At 39.1% G+C, this 19,496-nt stretch carries 22 protein-coding genes and 3 pseudogenes; 19 read left to right on the top strand and 6 right to left on the bottom strand.

Annotated elements, in window-relative coordinates; translation table 11 throughout:
- The 4 genes and pseudogenes from MZO40_RS15550 to MZO40_RS15535 form a co-directional block, all read right to left on the bottom strand.
- Positions 1-550, bottom strand: a 550-nt coding sequence (locus tag MZO40_RS15550; RefSeq protein WP_252133396.1) for a KxYKxGKxW signal peptide domain-containing protein, incomplete at its 3' end; no start/stop codon positions are given.
- 142 nt (positions 551-692) lie between these two features.
- A pseudogene (locus MZO40_RS15545) lies at positions 693-920 on the bottom strand (ABC transporter permease); the annotation flags it as partial.
- A gap of 76 nt (positions 921-996) precedes the next feature.
- The gene (locus MZO40_RS15540) at positions 997-1,296 is read right to left on the bottom strand and encodes a hypothetical protein (protein ID WP_252133395.1); all 300 of its coding nucleotides are present in this window, start codon (positions 1,294-1,296) and stop codon (positions 997-999) included.
- A gap of 1 nt (position 1,297) precedes the next feature.
- Positions 1,298-2,158: a ParA family protein gene (locus MZO40_RS15535; protein ID WP_054762668.1), complete on the bottom strand. Its 861-nt coding sequence runs from the start codon at positions 2,156-2,158 to the stop codon at positions 1,298-1,300.
- A 1,567-nt stretch (positions 2,159-3,725) separates the two neighbouring features.
- On the opposite strand from MZO40_RS15535, the pseudogene MZO40_RS15530 reads away from it, so the two are divergent.
- The 3 genes and pseudogenes from MZO40_RS15530 to MZO40_RS15520 form a co-directional block, all read left to right on the top strand.
- A pseudogene (locus tag MZO40_RS15530) lies at positions 3,726-4,070 on the top strand (plasmid replication initiation protein); the annotation flags it as partial.
- Positions 4,071-4,332: 262 nt separating this feature from the next.
- The gene (locus MZO40_RS15525; protein ID WP_252133394.1) at positions 4,333-4,614 is read left to right on the top strand and encodes a type II toxin-antitoxin system RelB/DinJ family antitoxin; all 282 of its coding nucleotides are present in this window, start codon (positions 4,333-4,335) and stop codon (positions 4,612-4,614) included.
- Positions 4,604-5,110, top strand: coding sequence for a hypothetical protein (locus MZO40_RS15520; RefSeq protein ID WP_161313464.1), 507 nt, complete (start codon positions 4,604-4,606; stop codon positions 5,108-5,110). Before MZO40_RS15525 ends, MZO40_RS15520 begins: the two co-directional genes overlap by 11 nt.
- On the opposite strand, the gene MZO40_RS15515 is transcribed toward MZO40_RS15520, so the two are convergent.
- Positions 5,100-5,378, bottom strand: coding sequence for a hypothetical protein (locus tag MZO40_RS15515; protein WP_041816268.1), 279 nt, complete (start codon positions 5,376-5,378; stop codon positions 5,100-5,102). The two genes, MZO40_RS15520 and MZO40_RS15515, sit on opposite strands and share 11 nt — an antisense overlap.
- 21 nt (positions 5,379-5,399) lie before the next feature.
- Positions 5,400-5,627 (bottom strand): hypothetical protein, encoded by a 228-nt coding sequence (locus tag MZO40_RS15510; RefSeq protein ID WP_252133402.1) that lies wholly within the window; start codon positions 5,625-5,627, stop codon positions 5,400-5,402.
- 252 nt (positions 5,628-5,879) lie between these two features.
- Here MZO40_RS15510 and mobQ point away from each other — a divergent pair, with 252 nt between their 5' ends.
- From mobQ to MZO40_RS15430, 16 genes and pseudogenes are all read left to right on the top strand, one after another.
- Positions 5,880-7,937: a MobQ family relaxase gene (mobQ, locus tag MZO40_RS15505; RefSeq protein ID WP_252133393.1), complete on the top strand. Its 2,058-nt coding sequence runs from the start codon at positions 5,880-5,882 to the stop codon at positions 7,935-7,937.
- A 106-nt stretch (positions 7,938-8,043) separates the two neighbouring features.
- On the top strand, positions 8,044-8,337 hold the full coding sequence (locus MZO40_RS15500; RefSeq protein WP_054519299.1) for a hypothetical protein: 294 nt from the start codon (positions 8,044-8,046) through the stop codon (positions 8,335-8,337).
- Between the two features lie 39 nt (positions 8,338-8,376).
- The gene (locus MZO40_RS15495; RefSeq protein WP_057811785.1) at positions 8,377-8,991 is read left to right on the top strand and encodes a hypothetical protein; all 615 of its coding nucleotides are present in this window, start codon (positions 8,377-8,379) and stop codon (positions 8,989-8,991) included.
- A 1-nt stretch (position 8,992) separates the two neighbouring features.
- Positions 8,993-9,331, top strand: a complete 339-nt coding sequence (locus MZO40_RS15490; RefSeq protein ID WP_054519297.1) for a CagC family type IV secretion system protein — start codon at positions 8,993-8,995, stop codon at positions 9,329-9,331.
- A gap of 20 nt (positions 9,332-9,351) precedes the next feature.
- Positions 9,352-9,714, top strand: coding sequence for a hypothetical protein (locus tag MZO40_RS15485; protein ID WP_014216295.1), 363 nt, complete (start codon positions 9,352-9,354; stop codon positions 9,712-9,714).
- On the top strand, positions 9,683-10,342 hold the full coding sequence (gene trsD, locus MZO40_RS15480) for a TrsD/TraD family conjugative transfer protein (RefSeq protein WP_016381866.1): 660 nt from the start codon (positions 9,683-9,685) through the stop codon (positions 10,340-10,342). Before MZO40_RS15485 ends, trsD begins: the two co-directional genes overlap by 32 nt.
- An 11-nt stretch (positions 10,343-10,353) precedes the next feature.
- Positions 10,354-12,372 carry a VirB4 family type IV secretion system protein gene (locus MZO40_RS15475; RefSeq protein ID WP_252133392.1) on the top strand — a complete coding sequence of 673 codons (2,019 nt, stop codon included), beginning with the start codon at positions 10,354-10,356 and terminating at the stop codon, positions 12,370-12,372.
- Positions 12,365-13,783: a type VII secretion protein EssB/YukC gene (locus MZO40_RS15470; RefSeq protein WP_252133391.1), complete on the top strand. Its 1,419-nt coding sequence runs from the start codon at positions 12,365-12,367 to the stop codon at positions 13,781-13,783. The genes MZO40_RS15475 and MZO40_RS15470 overlap by 8 nt, the downstream gene beginning before the upstream one ends.
- Before the next feature lies 1 nt (position 13,784).
- On the top strand, positions 13,785-14,954 hold the full coding sequence (locus MZO40_RS15465; RefSeq protein ID WP_064775086.1) for a phage tail tip lysozyme: 1,170 nt from the start codon (positions 13,785-13,787) through the stop codon (positions 14,952-14,954).
- 14 nt (positions 14,955-14,968) lie between these two features.
- Positions 14,969-15,586: a hypothetical protein gene (locus tag MZO40_RS15460; protein WP_021357684.1), complete on the top strand. Its 618-nt coding sequence runs from the start codon at positions 14,969-14,971 to the stop codon at positions 15,584-15,586.
- A 40-nt stretch (positions 15,587-15,626) separates the two neighbouring features.
- On the top strand, positions 15,627-15,938 hold the full coding sequence (locus MZO40_RS15455) for a hypothetical protein (RefSeq protein ID WP_056988699.1): 312 nt from the start codon (positions 15,627-15,629) through the stop codon (positions 15,936-15,938).
- Positions 15,939-16,397: a conjugal transfer protein gene (locus tag MZO40_RS15450; RefSeq protein ID WP_252133389.1), complete on the top strand. Its 459-nt coding sequence runs from the start codon at positions 15,939-15,941 to the stop codon at positions 16,395-16,397.
- A complete protein-coding gene (locus MZO40_RS15445; RefSeq protein ID WP_065980478.1) occupies positions 16,394-17,923 on the top strand; it encodes a VirD4-like conjugal transfer protein, CD1115 family in 1,530 nt (509 codons plus the stop codon). The genes MZO40_RS15450 and MZO40_RS15445 overlap by 4 nt, the downstream gene beginning before the upstream one ends.
- A gap of 12 nt (positions 17,924-17,935) precedes the next feature.
- Complete coding sequence (locus MZO40_RS15440) at positions 17,936-18,349, top strand: hypothetical protein (RefSeq protein WP_054519223.1); 414 nt, start codon at positions 17,936-17,938, stop codon at positions 18,347-18,349.
- 12 nt (positions 18,350-18,361) lie between these two features.
- On the top strand, positions 18,362-19,231 hold the full coding sequence (locus tag MZO40_RS15435) for a conjugal transfer protein TrbL family protein (RefSeq protein WP_057811775.1): 870 nt from the start codon (positions 18,362-18,364) through the stop codon (positions 19,229-19,231).
- A 16-nt stretch (positions 19,232-19,247) separates the two neighbouring features.
- Positions 19,248-19,496: pseudogene (locus tag MZO40_RS15430) on the top strand (DNA topoisomerase III); the annotation flags it as partial.

Raw genomic sequence — 19,496 nt, 5'->3', positions numbered from 1 at the left:
TCTGGTTAGTTTGATTGCCCTGTACAGAATTGGAATCTAAGCTATCAGAATTACTTGTATCAGCAGCATCCGTTGCAGAACTTGGAACTGTCTGGTTAGTTTGATTGCCCTGTACAGAATTGGAATCTAAGCTATCAAAATTACTTGTATCAGCAGCATCCGTTGCAGAACTTGGAACTGTCTGGTTAGTTTGATTGCCCTGTACAGAATTGGAATCTAAGCTATCAGAATTACTTGTATCAGCAGCATCCGTTGCAGAACTTGGAACTGTCTGGTTAGTTTGATTGCCCTGTACAGATTGATCATTTTGAGCAGCCTGACTGCTTTGCACAGCTACAAGCTGATTTATAGTAACCGAATCATTAGAGTTATCAACTTGATTTGTTTGATTAACACTTGTTGTTTGGACGCCTTGACTACTTTCAATCGTTGTATCAGCATGAACCGTATAAGTACCAATTCCTCCCAGCAAAGTAATTGTAGTAGCTGTTAAAGTAGCTACCATCCAATTTTTCCCATCTTTATACAGTTTTTTATGTTCTTTAGTCATATTGGATACTTCCTTTTGTAATTAATCTAATTTTTATTATACAACTTATTTAATCAGGTAGCGTCAAGAATCTTGTGTAAATGAAATGCCTTCGTACTGCTCCTATGTCAATAAATGGCACATCTTTTTCTAAACACTCGTTCTAATCACGCCGTTGATAAGCAAGAATGGTTAATGGCATGAAGATGAGAATGAGGACGAAGCCGCTAATCAGTACTAACGTGGCATTCAGACTCCAATTGCCGGTCCTCAGAATCGTTCGGATTGCGGTGATGGTTAAAGTGACCGGATTAAGTTTGACCAGACTTTGGATAGGCAGCGGTAACGTCTTGATCGGGATGAAGGCATTCGATAAAAATGTCAGTACCAGCGACTAACAGCCGCAATTTTGAACAAGTCTCTGAACATTATTATTACTTCTTTCTTTTATTTTAATGTAGCACTGCTTACATATTCTCCCGCAATACGGTATACCTGCGCTGTTGTTCCTCGGTCATATCCTTGTAATACTGGTCAATAAGAAGCTGGATAATCTCGTAGTCGAAGCTAACATGTTCAATTGTCTTCAGGACTTTCATATCCTTGTAAGTCTCTGCGGATACCTTAAGGGATTTTTTCTGATTTTTTGGCATAGAGGAAGATTTATTCTCTTTTTTCGTAGCATTATCTGTTGCATGGTACTCTTCTGATGGCTTTACCGCTCCGGCAACCCTTCGTTGAAGAATATTAGGCTTTTTACTTGGCATCTTACTTGGCCTCCTTATCATCTATAAATAAGCCAATCCGGCTTAATAACTCATCGGTAACTTGCTGGTACTTGTCTAACACTCGCTTATCGAAGCGGTCCTTATCGGTAATTCCATTAATTGGGAATCGTTTAATCCGGGCCATTTGAGTAACAATATTTGTGAATACATTTTCTTCTCCAAACTCATCCTTAGCAGATTGTATGATTGTCTGATCGACACCGTTACGGGCATCGTGAAGCATTGGCAAGATACCAATTATCTCTATATCTAGCTGATACTCTTGCTGAAGTTTAGAAAGGGTATTCACATACTCTTCTGCACCGGATAGACTATCATCGTGTGTTTGCAAGCTGATAAGTGCAAAGTCTGAGAAGATAACAGCATTACGGGTAATCTCAATACTAAATGGTGGCACATCCAACAGAATTACATCATATTTCTTCTTCAATGGATTAAACAAGGGTTCCAACAGATGTGTTTCTTCGTACTCATTATTCGTATTCTGATATAAATATTTCGTAAAATCTTGGAAATCAATATATGAAGGAATTAGGTCAAGGTTATCCATTATCTTAACTGGTAAGTCTGTTAGATCTTTCTCCTGTATGCCTACCATCAGAGTTTTTTTAATTGAGTACACGGTATCTTCCTGCTGACTTTTCGTTAACATTAGTGTTTTAGTGGCGTTGGCTTGTGGGTCTAAGTCTGCAACCAACGTATGTATTCCCATTTTAGCTAAGGTATAAGCGATGAGATACGTGTTAGTTGTTTTTCCCACGCCACCCTTTTGATTACCAATCACAATGGTTAATGCCTCATCACGAGACTGTATAGCCTTTACTACGTCTGGAATATCCATAACAACGACCTCCAATTGATTTTTAATTAGTATACCACAATTTAATAGCGAAAGGGAAATTTCCCTAAATAGTTATTTAGATATATAGAATTAGGGATATATAGAAATTGGGATAAAGGGAAAAAGGGATACTTATCGACTGAGAACACTGTTATAATGGGAATTAAAAATATCCCTAAATAGAAAAAGGGATATAGGGATAATTCTATTTAGGGATAATTCTATTTAGGGAAAAATAGATAAAGGGAAAAAGGGAAATTAAATATAATTGTTGACAGATATCCTATGAAAGGGCTATAATCATTGGTATTGACAGTCCTATTATATGATGTGCTTTTAACATTATTTCCACCGTTTGCTGTACTAACTGTGAATCATGGGGGACACTGTCAGTAGTTCAAAAGAAGTAATACCTAAAAAACTGCATAAAAAAAAACACCCACCGACTGGCATCGGTGAGCGCCACATAAAAGTTATCGCTGTTTAATGACTATTATATCATGGCCGGTGCGATTTTTAAAGCCCTAGGGGACAAGCTGGGGTCTAAATCCAAGGGGACACGTTTGCCAGTGCGACTTCAATAAGTCTGGCTATACCACAACAAAGTCATCTGTACGGCTGGGTGGTGAATGGTGAGCGCGACCATTAACGGCGCGGGTGGTAAAACGAAGCTTCGGCTTGGTGCCACTGATTAGTTGGTGATCGAACAAAAATAAATACGTATTACCAACGCCTGTTAGGGCGTTTTTTAGTAGGCTAAACCGAAAACGTAGGTTTATAATGAGTGGTGGTAGCAATACCGCAATTGTACAGACAAGCGACGGGCGTTAACGACCGACGAACTAAGGGGAAACTTTTAGTAGTAGAATTGTACTCTGGTTCAGTTATTCCAAATAGCTGATTCCAGGGAACAATTCTGCGCTCAAAACGTCACTCCCTCTAAACTGAATGGAAAACCTTAACCCGTCAAGTCAAATTCCAAAGAAAAAAAGAAAGTTGGTGGAATTGTTGGAATGTAAGGATTACATTGTTCCATTGAATCCAGATGTGATCATTAAGAAGACAATCTATCGGAGTTCTGCAAGAATTACTGATCGACAAAGGAACCAAGTGAAGAGAGTTTTGCGTAGTCAAGGGTATCAGGGAAGAATTAGTAGTATTCGATACACTCGGGTAAATTACAAGTATTCATTTAAAGTATCCGTGAAGTATCAGGGGAGTGTCGGTAAGTTTTTGGTTAATACAAAGAATGAGACAGTTGAATTCAAGGGAATGGTCTAGACGTAATTTCGGTGAATTTCACAAACTCATTTTCCCCAATTAAAGCTAATCTGCGACCTATACCACTTCTTTTTTGGACAAGTTCACAATCAAAAAATAACGGAATGTGGAAGTACCGCGGTGAATGTGGGTTACTTGAGATAAGCCGCATTATGTGAAGTAGAAATTGGTATACTAAAAAAGGCTCCCGGTTTAACACTGGAGGCCTTTTTTCTAGGTTACATATTTTGAGGATGAATGTTTTTATCTTCGTAGCTTTTACTTGGGTGCTGTAACATGATGAATACTGCTTAGTTTTTGGTGCCGTACCCCGCAACAGATGCGTCGCTTCGTTGGTATTATCTTAAATGCTAAGTACCGAGTTGAGAAGGATCATAAAGATATTGGCGTCATAATCCCACTGGACGACGAAGAACTTAAATTTTTAATGACTAAAGCCTTGAGACGTTACTTTAACGCCCTAAGAAGCAATGAGAAGCACATCAAGAACGTGGAAAACTACCTGTAGGGCACCACCATGCAAAACCTATTTGGCGTTTGGTGGAATAAACAAGCGGCTAGAGAATATGCGGCCAAACACCCCGAAGAAGAAAAATCGGCCGACAACGATAACAGTGGGTTGTACTACTAGTCCTAAAAGGCTACAAAATCCTTTTTAAGCGATTTTAAGACTTACTAACCTAATATTTATACTTAAGTTAGATTTAAATGGCGTAAACATAAGAATAGGGGCTTTTGAATGAGTGTCAGAGCTAACCAGGCTAACCCGCTCAAAAGTTCAGCCTTTAGATCAACGCCAAGCTCAAGTGATTTGAAGCCAGGGCTTTATCTATTGATAAGGTACTCAAAAGGTAGTATAATGGTAGTAGTAAAAGAAAGGAGATGAGACAATCATGGCAGTTAAGGAAAAGAAACGGGTCCAAGTCAAGATTGATAAAGATTTGGCCGATGATACCGAAGCAGTTTTAAGCGAATTGGGCTTAAATCCAACCACGGCCATTAACATGTTTTACAAGCGGATTGTTGCTAATGGTGCTTTACCTTTTAATGCGTCTTTAAGCGAAGAAGAAAAAGCTAATTTACGCTTTTTAAAGGCGACCGAAGGGACATCAGTAACAGAGTTCAAAGACGCCAAAGAAGTCGCTGATTGGCTCAATGATCCAGATGAGGACTAATGACTTAGTCAGCCTATACGTTAGTTTTGTAGAAACTAACGGTGGCAAGTCTCGGCCAGTTTTAATTCGTCGGGTATCAGAACAGACGGTCGAGGCTTTTAAAATTACTAGTCAGTATGAAAAGAAGTCGGCTTATATCAAGCAACAATATTATCCGATTCAAGATTGGCAATCCGCTGGGTTGAAGAAACCTTCCTGGGTCGATCTTGGTAATATTTATCGCTTTCCCAAAGCCGGTTTAAACTTTAAAGAAATCGGTCATTTAAGTAAGCTAGATCAAAATAAAATTTCAGATTTTACGCTTGCCCTAAAATCAAAAAGAAGAGGTAAGGATCAAAAGATAATTCAACAGCGATCAAGTAAAAGGAAGCACAAAGAAAGTAAAGCAGAGCTTACACAAAGAATTCAAAAACAGTTAAAAGACTTTGCTAAACACAATCCAGAAATTAAGGCAAAAAACAATCCTGAAAATAAAAACGATCGGCCTAGTTATTAGGTTGATCGTTTTTTAATTTATCCGGTTTATGGGCGTTAACATAGTCAGCAAATGTTTTTAAAAGTTCTTCGGTTTGTTCGACCGAAAGGTTATCAGCTTGAAAGTATTTTTCGAGCAAAGCTCCTTTTTGAATTAATCGGCGAGAACGTGCTTTGCGGGCTTGCCGATTTTCATAGTATTTAGATTGCCGTAATTTAAAATCTTCCCGCTCAATTTTTTGTTTTAAACGCGCTTGTTGTTCAATTAGTTTTTCATATTGATTAGGCATGGAATTCCCCATCTCGTATGGCTAATGATCTACGGGCTTTACCTTTAAAAATTCAGAAAATTGCTTGGCTAAAATCTTAATCTTATCGTTAGACAAATTAGCATAATCTAAATTGGCTTGACTGATGATTTGTTTACCTAGCCGTTGTTCAATCTTATTTTTTTTGTCCTTAATTTTTTGATTAAGGGCTTTTAATTTAGCTTCTTGTTTTTCTAAGTTACTTTGAGACATAACGATCCCTCCAATCATATTAGAAATAATCACCGACACTATATCATAAGGGAAACGTTAAGTCAAAGTATAAAAGTTGAAATAGCGAAGCGGAAGGCATACACTAAAAGTAAATTCAGGAGAATCAGCAGACCGAGTGAAACGAGGTCAATGCGCACTTACACTCCAAATAAATTGGAGTTGTGCTAAAACACTTAAACCTGTATCAGAAGTCGCCTATGGCGACAACAAAAACAAAAAACAAAACTCTAAAAGAAAGGAGACAACAGCATGGCAATTTTCCATATGAGTTTTCAAAATATAAGCGCAGGAAAAATGCGTAGTGCGGTTGCTAGTGCGAGTTATCGCAGTGGCGATAAGTTGTTTTCTGATAAAGAGGGTAATACCTATTATTATGCAAGAGATGTTAAACCAGAAGCATTTATTTTAACACCAAAAAATGCCCCTGATTGGGCAAAAGATAGGCAAAAATTATGGAATGAAGTTGAGAAGAAAGATCGTAAATCAAACTCACGGTATGCAAAAGAATTTAACGTGGCTTTACCGGTAGAATTAAGTGAATCCGAACAGAAAGAATTACTGACAAAATATGTGCAAGAAAATTTTGTCGATCAAGGTATGGTAGCTGACGTAGCAATTCATCGCGATCACCCAGACAATCCGCATGCACATGTGATGTTAACCAATCGCCCATTTAATCCTGACGGAACATGGGGAATTAAAAGTAGAAAAGAATATATATTAGATGAAAAAGGGAATAAAACATATACAAAAAGTGGGTATGCAAGAAATAGAAAAATATGGCTAACTGATTGGGATAAAAAAGAAAAAATAACTGAATGGCGTCAAAATTGGGCTACCGCTGTTAATCAAGTTTTAGAAGCTAAAAATTTACCAGACCGTATTAGTGAAAAATCATATGAAGAACAAGGAATTGATGAAGTGGCAACACAACACGAGGGTATCAATTTACAGAAAGAAAAACGCCAAGAATTTAATCAAAATGTTAAGCAACAACGACAAGCAAAAGCAGAAGCAAAAAATGCTAATGAAAAAATCCATAATGAACGCCGTATGCAAACCTTACAGCGCCATTATTCATTTGATGAAAAACGACTGGTTGCACAGTTAAGTAATCGACTAAAAACATTTGTTAGCTTAGAGAACCTAGATGAGAAACAACGTATGCTGTTTAATTGGAAAAATAGTGCCATGATTAAGCAAGCAGTAGGGGAAGATGTGACTAAACAATTAGTTACAATTACACAACAAGAAAAGTCACTATCAGAAGCCAATCAATTATTGGATAAAGTCGTTAATCGAACCGTTTCAAAACTTTATCCTGACGTTGATTTTGAGCAAATAACAATGGCAGAAAAACGGGAGTTAGTTAAGGAGACGGACAGCGAACAAAGGGTATTTACAGGAGATGAACTAAAAGACCGTTTAGCCATGATAAGAACAAACATTATCAATCAACAGGTTCTGACGTTTACAAAGCGCCCATTTGCTAGTTGGTTAATGCTTGAAAAACAAGAACAGCGAGCTAAGGAAACTATTAGTGATATTTTGGCTAATAAAGGTTACCAACTAGCAGATATTAAGCGTACAAAGGGTACGCTGTTAAGTGACTTTGATGAGAAACAACAAGCTGTTTTAAAGAAGAATATCAAAGAACTTTCAGCAATAAATGAGACTAAACAAGTGGTTGATACGCAATATAACAACGTATTAAGTAAGACTTTCCCTGATATGAGCCTTGATCAAGTCAAAATGACTGAAAAAGAACGCCTATATACAGCAGTTGTTTATTATAATCCTGAACTTAAATCACTAGAAAAGCGTGATTTAGATCAGTTGAGAAATAATCCGCCTGTTCAATTCACGACCCAGGAACATGCCCAGGGACTTGCTTATCTAAGCGGACAGGTTAAATCTGATGAGATTCAAAACGCTAATTTGTTACGTGTATTGAAGAATAGGGGGACACAACAGTTATTCATTGGGGAAGCAGGACAAGATAAAAAGATTTCTGCTAAGCAACTTGAACAGGCTAAGCAGGCAGTAAAGCAACATAATCAAAAGAATGATGATTTCCGAAAAGAGAATATGCCTGATTATCGAGCCGTTAATTATAACGAAAATACCCCAGCAAACTATATGAACAAATTATTGTCAGATACCTTAATGAGCTTACTTTACGAGAATGGACAAGACCACGAACTTAACAGACAAAAGAAAGCACAAAAAGAATTAGAATACGAACTGGATAAAAAGAAGCGTCAACATCAGAAGCACAGTCGCCACAGTGGTACAATCCATAGATAGGCTAGGTGTAAGATAGTTGTAATGAAAAAGAAAAAATAAATGGTGACAACGTAATCATTTTTGTGATATAATTTATTCATACAAATAAAGAAAGGGGGGATAGCATTTGAAAAATAGCAACGAGTGGCACACATTAGCGGAGGCTAGCCGAATTTTAGGAAAAAATGACCGCTATGTGAGTAATTGGATAAAGCGTCATGATGATTTCCCCAAGCCAATGCTAATGGATATTTCAGGTAAGAAAATCATTCATGATAAAGGTATTCAATGGATTTCTGAACACACAAAAAAAGAGGGCGTCCTCAAAAGCAAGGTTAGTGCTATTGAGGATAAATTCCTAAAAATGACCGTTTTAGGAAAACACCCTAACATACCATTTTACATGAGTATGAATGGATAGGCTAGATATACTTAATAACCATTTAAAGGGGGTGGCGCAATGAAGATAGAGAACTGGCAAGATGTGGACGAACATTTGGTAGTTGATAATGACAAAGCAATTATTGTTAAGGATTCAAAACTACTGGATAATCCCGAAGCGTTAAAAACCGAAATGCAAAGAAGCGGTAAGCCAGTCACAGAAGTTAGAAGTAAGTTAGTTCAGAAGTCAGTCAAAAGTAGGGTCAAAACCGATCCAATAAAAATCAGTGCTTGGTTTGACCGTAAACATGAGAGTGACAATGCTCAAAAAGCCGAAAAGCTGGTAAGTAATAAGCCAACTCATCAATATAAGCAAATCAAAAATGAAATGACCTTTTTTGGTGAGAGCTTCTTGGAAGGCTTCTTAGGCTTCTATGGCTTAGAAGTTGATAACGCCTTAGGACGTTACGAACATAATTTGCATGTCCTAGAGACCCAAGAGTTAGGCCAGTCGGAAAAAGAGTATTACTTAGCCACGAGTGAAAATGGCCACGTCAGATTAGCCACCGATCCATTACCAAGCCAGCAAATTGCCGAGGAACAATTGAACAAGTTCTATCAGCGTGAGCCAGAAGAAACGCAGGCAGAACAAATTCAATTACGAACATCAGAAGACGATAGGAAGGAGGAATAACATGTCAAAATACAGAAAAATGAAAGCGCTATCAACTACTGGAGCTACTGCGATTTATTTGGGCTTGATGAACGCCCAGGTTGTTTTGGCGGCGGACGGTGGCGAAGTTAAAAGCAAGCTAACCAGCGCTGGTAAGACGATTCAAGGTATTTTAACTGGGTTGGTCGTTTTAGTCGGGATTTGTGTCGCGCTATTTATTATTATCAAAAGAATGCCTGACGCAGACGATCCGCGAGAGAAATCAGAGGTTTATCACGCGGTTGGTCGGGTGGCTGGTTTAGTGGCCTTAGCGGCAGCCATTATCTGGCTATTACCTTGGGTTTACAGCCTATTCACTTAATTTAAAAAGGAGCCTGCCAAATGAAGAAAGGGAAAGAATTTATCTTCCCAGAGAACGTAGATAAAGATTACGGGATCTGGAAAGATTACACCTTGAAGGATTTTGGCTATGCGGCGCTGGCAGGACTAGTGGGCTTAATTTTTATTGCGATCCCACCCTATGGTCTGATCTTAGTCCTGATAAAAATAGTGATTGTTGTCTTAGCCATGACGATTGTCATGGCTATTTTAACAATTAGGCCAGTTGCGGCGCGGAAGAATATTAAAGTGCGGGATAACTTTAAGTTGAAACGCCGCTATGCCAATGGTCAGAAACTGTTTTATTTAAAACCGAAGAAGCGAGGTGAACTAAATGCGTTTGAAGAAGAGCAAAACCGCCAATAAATCAGTGAAGCTCGATTGGGATTACCAACCGCCTAAAATCAATGGTGGCAAAGAGACCATTGATGACATGAGCTTGGTGGTGGGTATGTATGGTAACTACGAAGTTACCAAAACGGGTAATCTCGTTGGCATTTTGGAAGTTAGTGGGATCAACCTTGATCTGCTTAATGAAACCGAACAACAGGACGTTTTTGAGGACTATGGCGCGTTTCTGATGAGTACCTTGGGTGAAGGCGTTGATGACACGTTACAGTTCTTAGAACCGACGATTCCCGTCAATATGACGGCTTATCTCAATGGTCTCAAGCGTCGGTATCTTGCGTTACAAAAAGATCACCCGGAGCAACAGTTCAAAATCCAGCTCATAGCCAGTTACTTGGATCACTTTACTAAAGTCCAAGAATCCAAAAATATGACAACTAAGCAACATCTGCTAATCGTTAAGGTGCCAATTAAAGACAAAAGTGTTAAGAGCTTAAACCTAGCGGTCACTCATTTAGACGAAAAGATCGAACAGGTTAAACGGGATATTGAAAATGCGTTAACGGACTTTGATGTGACGGCCAAAGTTTTGACTAGTCAAGAAGTCCAAGAGATTTTAAAGAACCTGATCAATTTTAATGGATAGGGGGAAACAGGATGAGTTTTGGTGATAAGGTCATTGATTTATTTATGCCAACTAAAAAAGAACATAACCAAGGCAACAGCGACCAAACGAGTAGTAAGCCCAAACCGGAGATTGAGGATTTTACCAGGCTGATTGATCGCGATAGCTTGCATTCACTATTTCCATTTAGCTGGGAACAGTACCCCACCTACGTCCAGTCGGGCGAGAATTTTATTCGGGTGTTAGCGATTGCCGACTATCCTAAGCGGGTGTATGGCAACTGGTTATCGGAGTTAAAGCGCAAAAAAGGCGTTATCGATATTGTGCAATATATCGACAGCGCCAGTAACAATTCAATGATTACCTATTACAAGAAGACGATTCAAAATAAGGAAGCGCAGAAGTTAAATACGTTCGACCCGTATAAAAAGAAGATTCTGCAAAATTATATTGACTCAGCCAACATGCAACTAGATAAATACCTTGATAATTCTACCACATTTGTGTACCAACATATGCTCATTTATCTACGGGCCAACAGTTTAGCAGAACTAGATGATTTAACCGACAATGTCAAAAACACGCTGATTAAACTACAAATGAAGCCCTTAGTGCCCGTTAAAGCGACGTTCCAAGCCTTTTGGTCAACCATGCCAATTAACGAGAACCTCATGGGGGATTACACCTATAAAGAAAGTAATACCGAAGTCGCTAGTAGCATGTTTCCCTTTGATGACGCGGAAATTTTGGACTTGAAGCCTAGAAGCGATATTGAAGGGGTTAACAAAGATACCAACAGCTTAATTGCCGTAGATATGTTGGATCGCAACAAGACGCTTAATCAAAATCAAGTCATTATCGGGACTTCCGGGGTTGGTAAAACCACCTATATGATTCAGAAAATCCTACGCTACGCCATTCAAGACTATCAAATCTACATTATTGATCCAGAAAATGAATATACCAAGATTGTCGAAGCCCTAGGTGGGGCAGTCTTGCACCTAACCTCGAATGCTAAGTACAAAATTAATCCGCTCCAAATCTTTTCCGAAGAAATCCTCAGCGCTGATGAAGCGGTCACGAACCTTGATTTACTAGTCAAAGACAAAATCCAGCGATTAAAGGGGTTCTTTGAAGTCCTTAAAACCGGGATTACCCAAGTTGAACTGGCAATCCTTGATGATGTCGTTAAACAAGCTTACGTCAACAGTGGCGTTTTGAAATATAGCCGCTTAAAAGAAATTAAAGATGATCAGTGGCCGACCTTATCCAATGTTTATGATGAGTTGGAAAAACTGGCAGATAAGGACACTGACAAATTCAGTCGGGTTAAAGACTTTTACTACATCTTAGGTAGTTATACCCATGGCTCTAACAGCCTATTTGACGGACACACCAACGTTAACTTAAAGGGGAAGATCATTTCTTTTGATTTAAAACCCCTGCAAAGTGAACAGGAAGTCCAATCTGCCGCCTATCTAAATACCTTCCAATATTTGTGGGACGAAATTACCAAAGATCGGCATAGCCGCAAGAAATTGTTTGTTGATGAATTTCACTTTTTAACCTTGCATAAAGCGGCCGCCACCTTTTTCCACCAAGCATACAAGCGGTTTAGAAAGTACAATGCCGGAGCCATTGCCGGAACGCAGCAAATTCAAGATGTGATCGAAGGAACAACAGATACTGGGCAGAACATTGGGGAAGCCATTATTGGGAACTCCTATACCAAAGTGTTCTTTGGCCTTGATGGCAAAGGCGTTGATGACGTCATTACTAAGTTGCGTATGACGTTCTCAGATAAAGAAAAGAAGCTACTAGAACGTCGTAGACAAGGCGAAGCCCTGATGATCTATGGCAGCCAACGTGCCTTTATGAAAGTCGAGTTGACCGAAGAAGAATTGCGGTTAATTGATCCCGAAGCTTACCAGGAAAAATATAACCGTGAGACCGCCAACCAACCGGATTATCAAAAGCGCGTGGTGTTGACGCCAAGTGAAATTGACGCTTTGACCACCACCGAGGAGGAAGGAGGGGCTTTAAATGAGTAAATCAAATCAGTTATTGAATATCGAGGTTGGGACGTTCAGGCGGCAAGGAAACAAGTTAATCCTTGAACTCAATCACAATCAGTTTCGATATGACCAGTTGAGTGAGCTAAACGAATTAAAGCAAGCTGATGCCAATTTCTTGCAGTTGGTTAACGTGGTTGAGCAAGACCAAAAGGTCGTTTTAACTTATACCTTGCCAGATAAGGTCAGATCATTAAAGGAATTACCGCAGGAAAATAAGGCGATCCGGGCAACCATTGCCAAGAAAATTATGGCGCAAAAGGTGGTTGCTGATAGCCAGTATCATATTGCGTTAAATCCAGCTAATCTGTGGTATTACCCCATGCAACATGTTTGGTACGCCTATCGCGCCAATGAACTCATGCCTTATGATGACAAACATAGCAATTTAGCCAAATACAAAGCGCTGATTCTATTTTGCTTGACGGGGACGCCCTATGAACGGCTACTAAGCAATCCTAAAGAAGCCCTAGCTAAACACCCGGACGACTATTTACAACAAGTAGCTAAAGCTACGTCGTTAAATGAGTTAACGGAAGTGGTTAACAGCATTGAGGACTTTGTGAGTTATCACGAATGGCAGGAAGTTGAAACGGCCCAGCAGAAAACCAAACAACGTTTGTGGTTGAGCGTGGCCGGAGTGGCGATTGTGGCCGTTTTGGCCGTCGGCTTAGTCCATAAAAGTGACGAAAGAAAGTATCAAAGCTTAGCTAACCAGAACCAAGCCCAGGTCACGCGATTAAAATATAGCGGTCAAATTCAGACCGCTTTAAATGATCATAAGTGGTCAGAAGCACAAAAAGATATGCAACGAGCCGGCTATCCTGCAACTAAGCAAGTCAATGTCTTTTTAAAGCATGGTCAGTACCAGCAAGCTTTAAAGGTTGACCCAAGCCAGTTGAATAAGGTTGTCAACACGGCTTATGCCAACAAGGATAGCGGGCAGGTTGCCAAGTGGGAATTGCCAACTAAGGCGACAAGCAAGCAAAAAGACCAGTTGAAACTTGAAAAAGCCATCGTTAACTACGATACCAATACGCTTAATAACCAATTATCCTTTACGACGAACGCTGATGTTTTATTGAGAATGGGACAAGCCTTCCTCGCCCATAATGATACGCAAGACGCCCAGACCGCCCAAACCAAATTAGCCGGTGTGAATAGTCCTAAAGCTAAGTATTTGAAAGCCCTGTTAAGTCTCAATGCCGCTAAGAACGAAGTTAGCGACGCCCAAAAGAAGTTAGATGACGCCAACAAGATTGATGGCAGTAAAGATAAGGATAAAGATAAGAAGGTGGATTCGGCTAAGTCGGACTTAAAGAACGCGCAGAGTGACCAATCAGCAGCGCAAGATAAAGTTGATAAGGCAAAGCAAAAAGTAGGTGCTTAACATGGGACTAGCCTATGAATTTCAAAAGAAAAAAATCAAATTCATATTATATGGTATCGTAGGCTTTTTCATAGCAATTATATTGATAATTGCAGGATTAACAGGAGATTTAGAAGAAAATTGTGGAGATGATACCACATCAAGCCAAGTTACCAATTTAGACGATAAAGGTATGGAAGAAAATGCGAAAAACATTGCTAAGCATTGGAAGCAAAAGTATGGTGCCACCCCACAAGCGGCCGCCGGTATCTTGGGAGTCTTACAACTAGAAAGTCGCCTTGATCCCAAGTCTGTTAATTCCAGTTCCGGGGCCACGGGCTTAGCCCAGTGGTTGGGCGGCCGTAAAGATAAGTTGGAGGACTTAGCCCACAAAGAAAGCAAACCAGCGACCAATCTCGGGGTACAGTTGGATTATCTCGACCAAGAATTGAACAGTAGTTACTATGCGTCAAACAAGCAGATTTTTAAATATACGGACGTTCACAAAGCGACCAAAGCCTGGTTAATGGATTACGAGGGTATGTCTAAAAACCCTGAACAATGGTTTTTGTCAAAGCGTTATGCATTTGCAGATCACTGGTATTCAGTAATTGGTACAAAAGATCCAGTTGCAGGGGATAGCTTAAAAAATGCTAGCCAAGATGAGGAAGCCAACGCTAATCTAGATTGCGCTAGTGATACCGATACAGGCAAGGCAGACGGCAATATAATTAAAACAGCCAAGAGTATGAAAGGTTATTTCAAGTATGGGCAATCGCACCCTAGCGCTGATTTAGGAACTAACTTAAAAAATCCTAACAAATCAGGAACAACTGATTGTTCAGGATTTATCTGGCTTACCTTGAACAAGGCAGGCTACAAAGTTCCCGCAAATATGGGCTGGTTTACTGGAACAATGGCAAGTGACGCTAAAGGATCACACCAATACTTGAAACAAATTAGTGAAAATGACGCCAAAGCAGGCGATATTGTCATTGTCAATCAGGGTGCGGGTGCAGGAAATAACGGACACACCGCTTTTATTACCGAAAATTGGCATGGTAAAAACACAAAGATTATTGAAGAGGGTGGAGATACCACAGGACATGTAAACGAAAGCACCTTTGGCACCGCCTTTTATAGCTTACTAAGTGGTAGCGATGTAACGTTAGCCCGGCCAATCAAGAAGTAAGGAGGAACCAACAAATGAAGCGTAGCGTGGTTTTAAGTATTGCACTTGGTAGTTTGATCTTAATTATGTCATTAGGAACGAATGCCTATCAACATAGCCAAGTTAAGCAGGCGCAACAACAGATCAGTCGCTTACAACAGCAGAAGCGACAAGTTAGTCAGCAATTGACTAAAACCAACCAACAAAAGCAGTTATTGAGCACCCAAATTGACAGTTATAAGACCTACCAAAATAATAAAGACAAAAGTACCGCAGAAATTGACTTTAACAACACCACAAACGAGTTTTTAAAGTATATGTTTACATTTGAACCTGATTCATACAAAACCCGCAAGGAACATATTAAAGGTTTAATTTCAAATGATTTATATAACCAATATTTCCCAAGTAATCAAAATTTTGGTGATAGTAATAACGTTTCTTCAAAGCTAGACCAAGCCAAGGTTTATACCCGAGCCAAGCAAGACCAAAATATTGACGGATTAGCCGTCATCACATTTGAAAGTAAAACAGGTAGCAACGACTTTAAAAAACAAACTGTTTTGTATCAATTAAGTTATGATACGACCGCCAAACAGTTGACTAAGGTCAAAAGTTTAGGAGATAGCTTTGAAGCGTCAGACATTCAATAAAATTATCAAAACACTTGCTATCTTGGCGGTATTAGCAATTATGGTAATTTTTATCGGACATAACTACATCAATACGATTGAGAAAAGACGAGAAATAGTGCAGATACCAAAAGATACTAAGCAAACTTTGTTTTTCTATCGGGACGATTGTTCAGATTGTCAGTCAATTTTTCATCAGATTTATTGGCACAACGCAATCAATCACAACATCGTCTTGATTAACATGAACCAACCGCAGAATCGGCATTACATTCAAAAATATCAATTAACGTCAGTACCAACCTTGATCCATGGCAAGCAACGATACTCCGGTACCAACCAACAAAGGATTAAACAGATAGTAGGTGATTAGATGAAAGACAAATTATTAAACAGCGTTAAAGTCAGCTGGCCATATCTACTAACGCTAATCATTGGCTTGTATTTAGCGGAGATTTTAGCTGGATCAGTCATGGCCTTGTCGCACTATAAGCTAACTTTTGCGGATCATATGCCAACCGTATTAAAACAATTAGCCTTGCACCCCTGGCACTATTACAACTTGTATTTGGGTCAAAAGAACCCGGTATTAATTATCGTCAGTATCGCTGTGGTCCTATACACCATTTATTTTGCTTTGAAATGCAATAGCAAGCACAAAGCGTGGGAAACAGCAGATACGGACACCCATGGTAGTGCGACATGGGGAAACGTAAAAGATTTATTAACACAATATTTTACGATAAGTTCCAAAGATTTAAGCAGTCAGTTTAATGAAAGCCTGAATTCAGACGTTATTAAGCAGTTGCAGGATAAGGGGGAGCAGAAATGAACGGTACAATTCTAGGTATGGTTGATAAGCAAATTATTTACCAAAATAACAGCACCAAGCCCAACCGAAACGTGTTCGTTGTCGGGGGTCCAGGTTCTTACAAAACGCAATCGGTTGTTATTACAAATCTTTTTAACGAAACACAAAACAGTATTGTCGTAACCGACCCAAAGGGAGAACTTTACGAAAAGACAGCAGGTATTAAAGTCGCTCAGGGCTATCAAGTCCATGTTGTAAATTTTGCGAACATGATACATTCTGATCGGTATAATCCGTTTGATTATATCGAACGAGATATTCAAGCTGAAACCGTGGCAACAAAGATCGTGCAAAGTGAAAATGCCGAGGGCAAAAAAGATGTGTGGTTCAGTACCCAACGCCAGTTGCTGAAAGCCTTAATCTTATTTGTAATGAACCACAGAGAGCCAAAAGAACGCAACTTAGCAGGAGTTACCAACGTTTTACAAAAGTTTGATGTTGAACCAGACAAAGATGAAACTGATAGCCCCCTAGATTCACTTTTCTTAGACTTAAACATGACTGATCCAGCTAGACGAGCTTATGAACTAGGTTTCAAAAAAGCCAAAGGAGAGATGAAAGCCAGTATCATTGAAAGCTTGTTAGCAACCGTCAGCAAGTTTGTTGACGCCGAAGTTGCCGACTTTACAGGATTTTCAGATTTTGATTTAAAAGATATTGGCAACGCCAAAGTTGTGCTATATGTAATTATCCCCGTCATGGATAACACTTATGAAAGCTTCATCAATCTGTTTTTCTCACAATTGTTTGATGAATTATACAAATTAGCGTCCGATAACGGAGCAAAATTACCTAATCCAGTAGACTTTATCCTTGATGAATTTGTCAATTTGGGGAAGTTTCCCAAGTATGAGGAGTTCCTAGCGACGTGTCGAGGGTACGGCATTGGCGTCACCACCATTTGTCAAACCTTAACCCAGCTCCAAGCTTTGTATGGCAAGGATAAGGCCGAGAGTATCTTAGGTAATCATGCGGTTAAAATTTGCTTGAATGCCGCTAATGACGTGACCGCTAAATACTTTAGTGATTTGTTAGGTAAATCGACCGTAAAAGTGGAAACCGGTAGTGAGAGTACCAGTCATAGCAAGGAAGAAAGTCACAGCAAAAGTGATAGTTACAGCTATACTAGCCGTTCACTCATGACGCCTGACGAGATCATGCGAATGCCAGATACACAAAGCATATTAATTTTCTCAAATCAACGACCAATTAAAGCAACAAAGGCTTTTCAATTTAAGTTGTTCCCTGGTGCTGATCATTTAGTTGAATTGAAACAAAACGACTACACCAATGAACCTTCAGGAAGTCAGGTTACAAAGTTTAACGAAGCAAACAAAAAGTGGGAAGCGGAGTTAGCAAAAGCCAAAGCTACAAGAGCAAAGAATGATGTAAAACCCGAAGAAGAAGAAGATATGCAAGACGAATTAGACCAGGCAACGAAACAACAAGAAAGCGTTCAAAACGAAAACGAAGATGTGGACTTTTAGGAGGCTATATTGATGAGTAATAAGAAAATCACAATTGCTAGTATTGTTCTAGCATTTTTAGTAGTCCTACTAGGTATTGCTTTTATATTTGGACATAAAACCACCGCAGAAAAGTTACAAGCACAAGAATGGACTTTAACAAGCCAAGAAGAAAGCAATACCGTTAATTTTAAAAAAGATAACACCATGATTTTAGGGAAAGAACCAATGACCGAGAATTTTAAATACTCAATCAAAAAGCAAGGTAATGTTGAATATTTGAAACTTACACACCACGAAGATTTAGGAAGTGACGGTAAATATTACTTCAAAATCAAAAAAACAGATAGTGGCTACTCATTGATTTTGGATAAAGGTAAAACTAATCAACCAGCTAAAAATGCAATGTATGGTATGACAGATAAAAACAACTTAGTCTCAAAGTAAGGAGGAAAGCGTATGTACTCACAAAATTTTGTTGTTGGGTCAATTATTGGAGATAAAATAAACGACTGGTTGAAAGATGTATTTAAAGCAATCATGAACTTTGCTGTATCAGGTGTAAAAGCAATTTTAGACCAATTAAGTACATCTCTACCAATCATTGATACATGGTACGGTATATTTCTTGCTTTTGCGACATCAATGGTTGTCGTGGTTGTCCTAGCAAGAATTATCATTACACTTATTGGCGAGGCGGACGAAAGTACAGATGTAACGTGGGCGAACATTATTATAGACGCTGTTAGATCCGCAATTGCAATTCCGGTCATGGTCTTTTTACAAGCATTTTTGCAAACAAGAATCATCTTACCACTTGCAAAAGGCATGTTTGATATGAGTGGTAAATTTTCCGCAGACGCTGTTTATTCAACATCACAAGTCACGAAAAGCATTAAAATTACAGGATTTATGCAAATACTATTTCTAGCCTTTTTTGCAATCGTAACCGTAGCATTTTTCCTTAAAATGTGTATCTACTTTGCAGATATGGCATTTTATAACTTATCAATCCCGATTGTTGCTATGTCGATTGCCAGTGAAAGTTTTGATTATAGCTCAACCTGGTGGAAAAAATTAGTCTATTACAATGTTTCCATGTTGTCCCAAGTGTTATCACTAACCTTATCAATTTGGTGTTTCACACATATTGGCTCAAAATGGAGCTTTGTTGCCTTTATGGGAACTATTGGTTTTGGCTGGTTAGTACTACACACACCACATGTAATTCAAGACTTTTGGGCTTCAACAGGGATTACCAAAAGTGCTGGACGGTCAGTTATGCGTGGTATGGGTAATATTGGACGAAACATGCTTAGAGGACAGTAAAGGGGGAAACATTAAAATGTCAAACACAGTAATCTTAGCTGAAAAACCGAGCCAAGCAAGGTCATACGTTGAGGCATTTCAAAAAAGCACAAAAAAACAGGGTTACTATACGGTTAGTGACCCTGTTTTGCCCGATAATACGCTTGTCACGTATGGTCTCGGACATTTAGTTGAACTAGCCACACCGGATAAATATGATCAGAAATACCAGCAATGGGCCTTATCTAATTTACCGATTTTCCCAGACAAATACAAGTTTGAAGTG

This window comes from Lactiplantibacillus sp. B652, from assembly GCF_023806745.1.
In the GTDB taxonomy this organism is placed as follows: Bacteria; Bacillota; Bacilli; order Lactobacillales; family Lactobacillaceae; genus Lactiplantibacillus; species Lactiplantibacillus pentosus.
Note: the sequence above shows the minus strand (reverse complement) of the source record. Positions and strands in the feature narration are given on the sequence as shown.

Bases quoted from the DNA above. Each gene is read 5' to 3' on its own strand.
- MZO40_RS15445 (WP_065980478.1), top strand. From the start codon at position 16,394: ATGAACGGTACAATTCTAGGTATGGTTGATAAGCAAATTATTTACCAA.
- MZO40_RS15440 (WP_054519223.1), top strand. From the start codon at position 17,936: ATGAGTAATAAGAAAATCACAATTGCTAGTATTGTTCTAGCATTTTTA.
- MZO40_RS15455 (WP_056988699.1), top strand. From the start codon at position 15,627: ATGGTAATTTTTATCGGACATAACTACATCAATACGATTGAGAAAAGA.
- MZO40_RS15465 (WP_064775086.1), top strand. From the start codon at position 13,785: ATGGGACTAGCCTATGAATTTCAAAAGAAAAAAATCAAATTCATATTA.
- MZO40_RS15475 (WP_252133392.1), top strand. From the start codon at position 10,354: ATGAGTTTTGGTGATAAGGTCATTGATTTATTTATGCCAACTAAAAAA.
- MZO40_RS15485 (WP_014216295.1), top strand. From the start codon at position 9,352: ATGAAGAAAGGGAAAGAATTTATCTTCCCAGAGAACGTAGATAAAGAT.
- MZO40_RS15540 (WP_252133395.1), bottom strand. From the start codon at position 1,296: ATGCCAAGTAAAAAGCCTAATATTCTTCAACGAAGGGTTGCCGGAGCG.
- MZO40_RS15510 (WP_252133402.1), bottom strand. From the start codon at position 5,627: ATGATTGGAGGGATCGTTATGTCTCAAAGTAACTTAGAAAAACAAGAA.
- MZO40_RS15525 (WP_252133394.1), top strand. From the start codon at position 4,333: ATGGCAGTTAAGGAAAAGAAACGGGTCCAAGTCAAGATTGATAAAGAT.
- mobQ (WP_252133393.1), top strand. From the start codon at position 5,880: ATGGCAATTTTCCATATGAGTTTTCAAAATATAAGCGCAGGAAAAATG.
- MZO40_RS15535 (WP_054762668.1), bottom strand. From the start codon at position 2,158: ATGGATATTCCAGACGTAGTAAAGGCTATACAGTCTCGTGATGAGGCA.
- MZO40_RS15515 (WP_041816268.1), bottom strand. From the start codon at position 5,378: ATGCCTAATCAATATGAAAAACTAATTGAACAACAAGCGCGTTTAAAA.
- MZO40_RS15490 (WP_054519297.1), top strand. From the start codon at position 8,993: ATGTCAAAATACAGAAAAATGAAAGCGCTATCAACTACTGGAGCTACT.
- MZO40_RS15470 (WP_252133391.1), top strand. From the start codon at position 12,365: ATGAGTAAATCAAATCAGTTATTGAATATCGAGGTTGGGACGTTCAGG.
- MZO40_RS15520 (WP_161313464.1), top strand. From the start codon at position 4,604: ATGAGGACTAATGACTTAGTCAGCCTATACGTTAGTTTTGTAGAAACT.
- MZO40_RS15450 (WP_252133389.1), top strand. From the start codon at position 15,939: ATGAAAGACAAATTATTAAACAGCGTTAAAGTCAGCTGGCCATATCTA.
- MZO40_RS15435 (WP_057811775.1), top strand. From the start codon at position 18,362: ATGTACTCACAAAATTTTGTTGTTGGGTCAATTATTGGAGATAAAATA.
- MZO40_RS15460 (WP_021357684.1), top strand. From the start codon at position 14,969: ATGAAGCGTAGCGTGGTTTTAAGTATTGCACTTGGTAGTTTGATCTTA.
- MZO40_RS15495 (WP_057811785.1), top strand. From the start codon at position 8,377: ATGAAGATAGAGAACTGGCAAGATGTGGACGAACATTTGGTAGTTGAT.
- trsD (WP_016381866.1), top strand. From the start codon at position 9,683: ATGCGTTTGAAGAAGAGCAAAACCGCCAATAAATCAGTGAAGCTCGAT.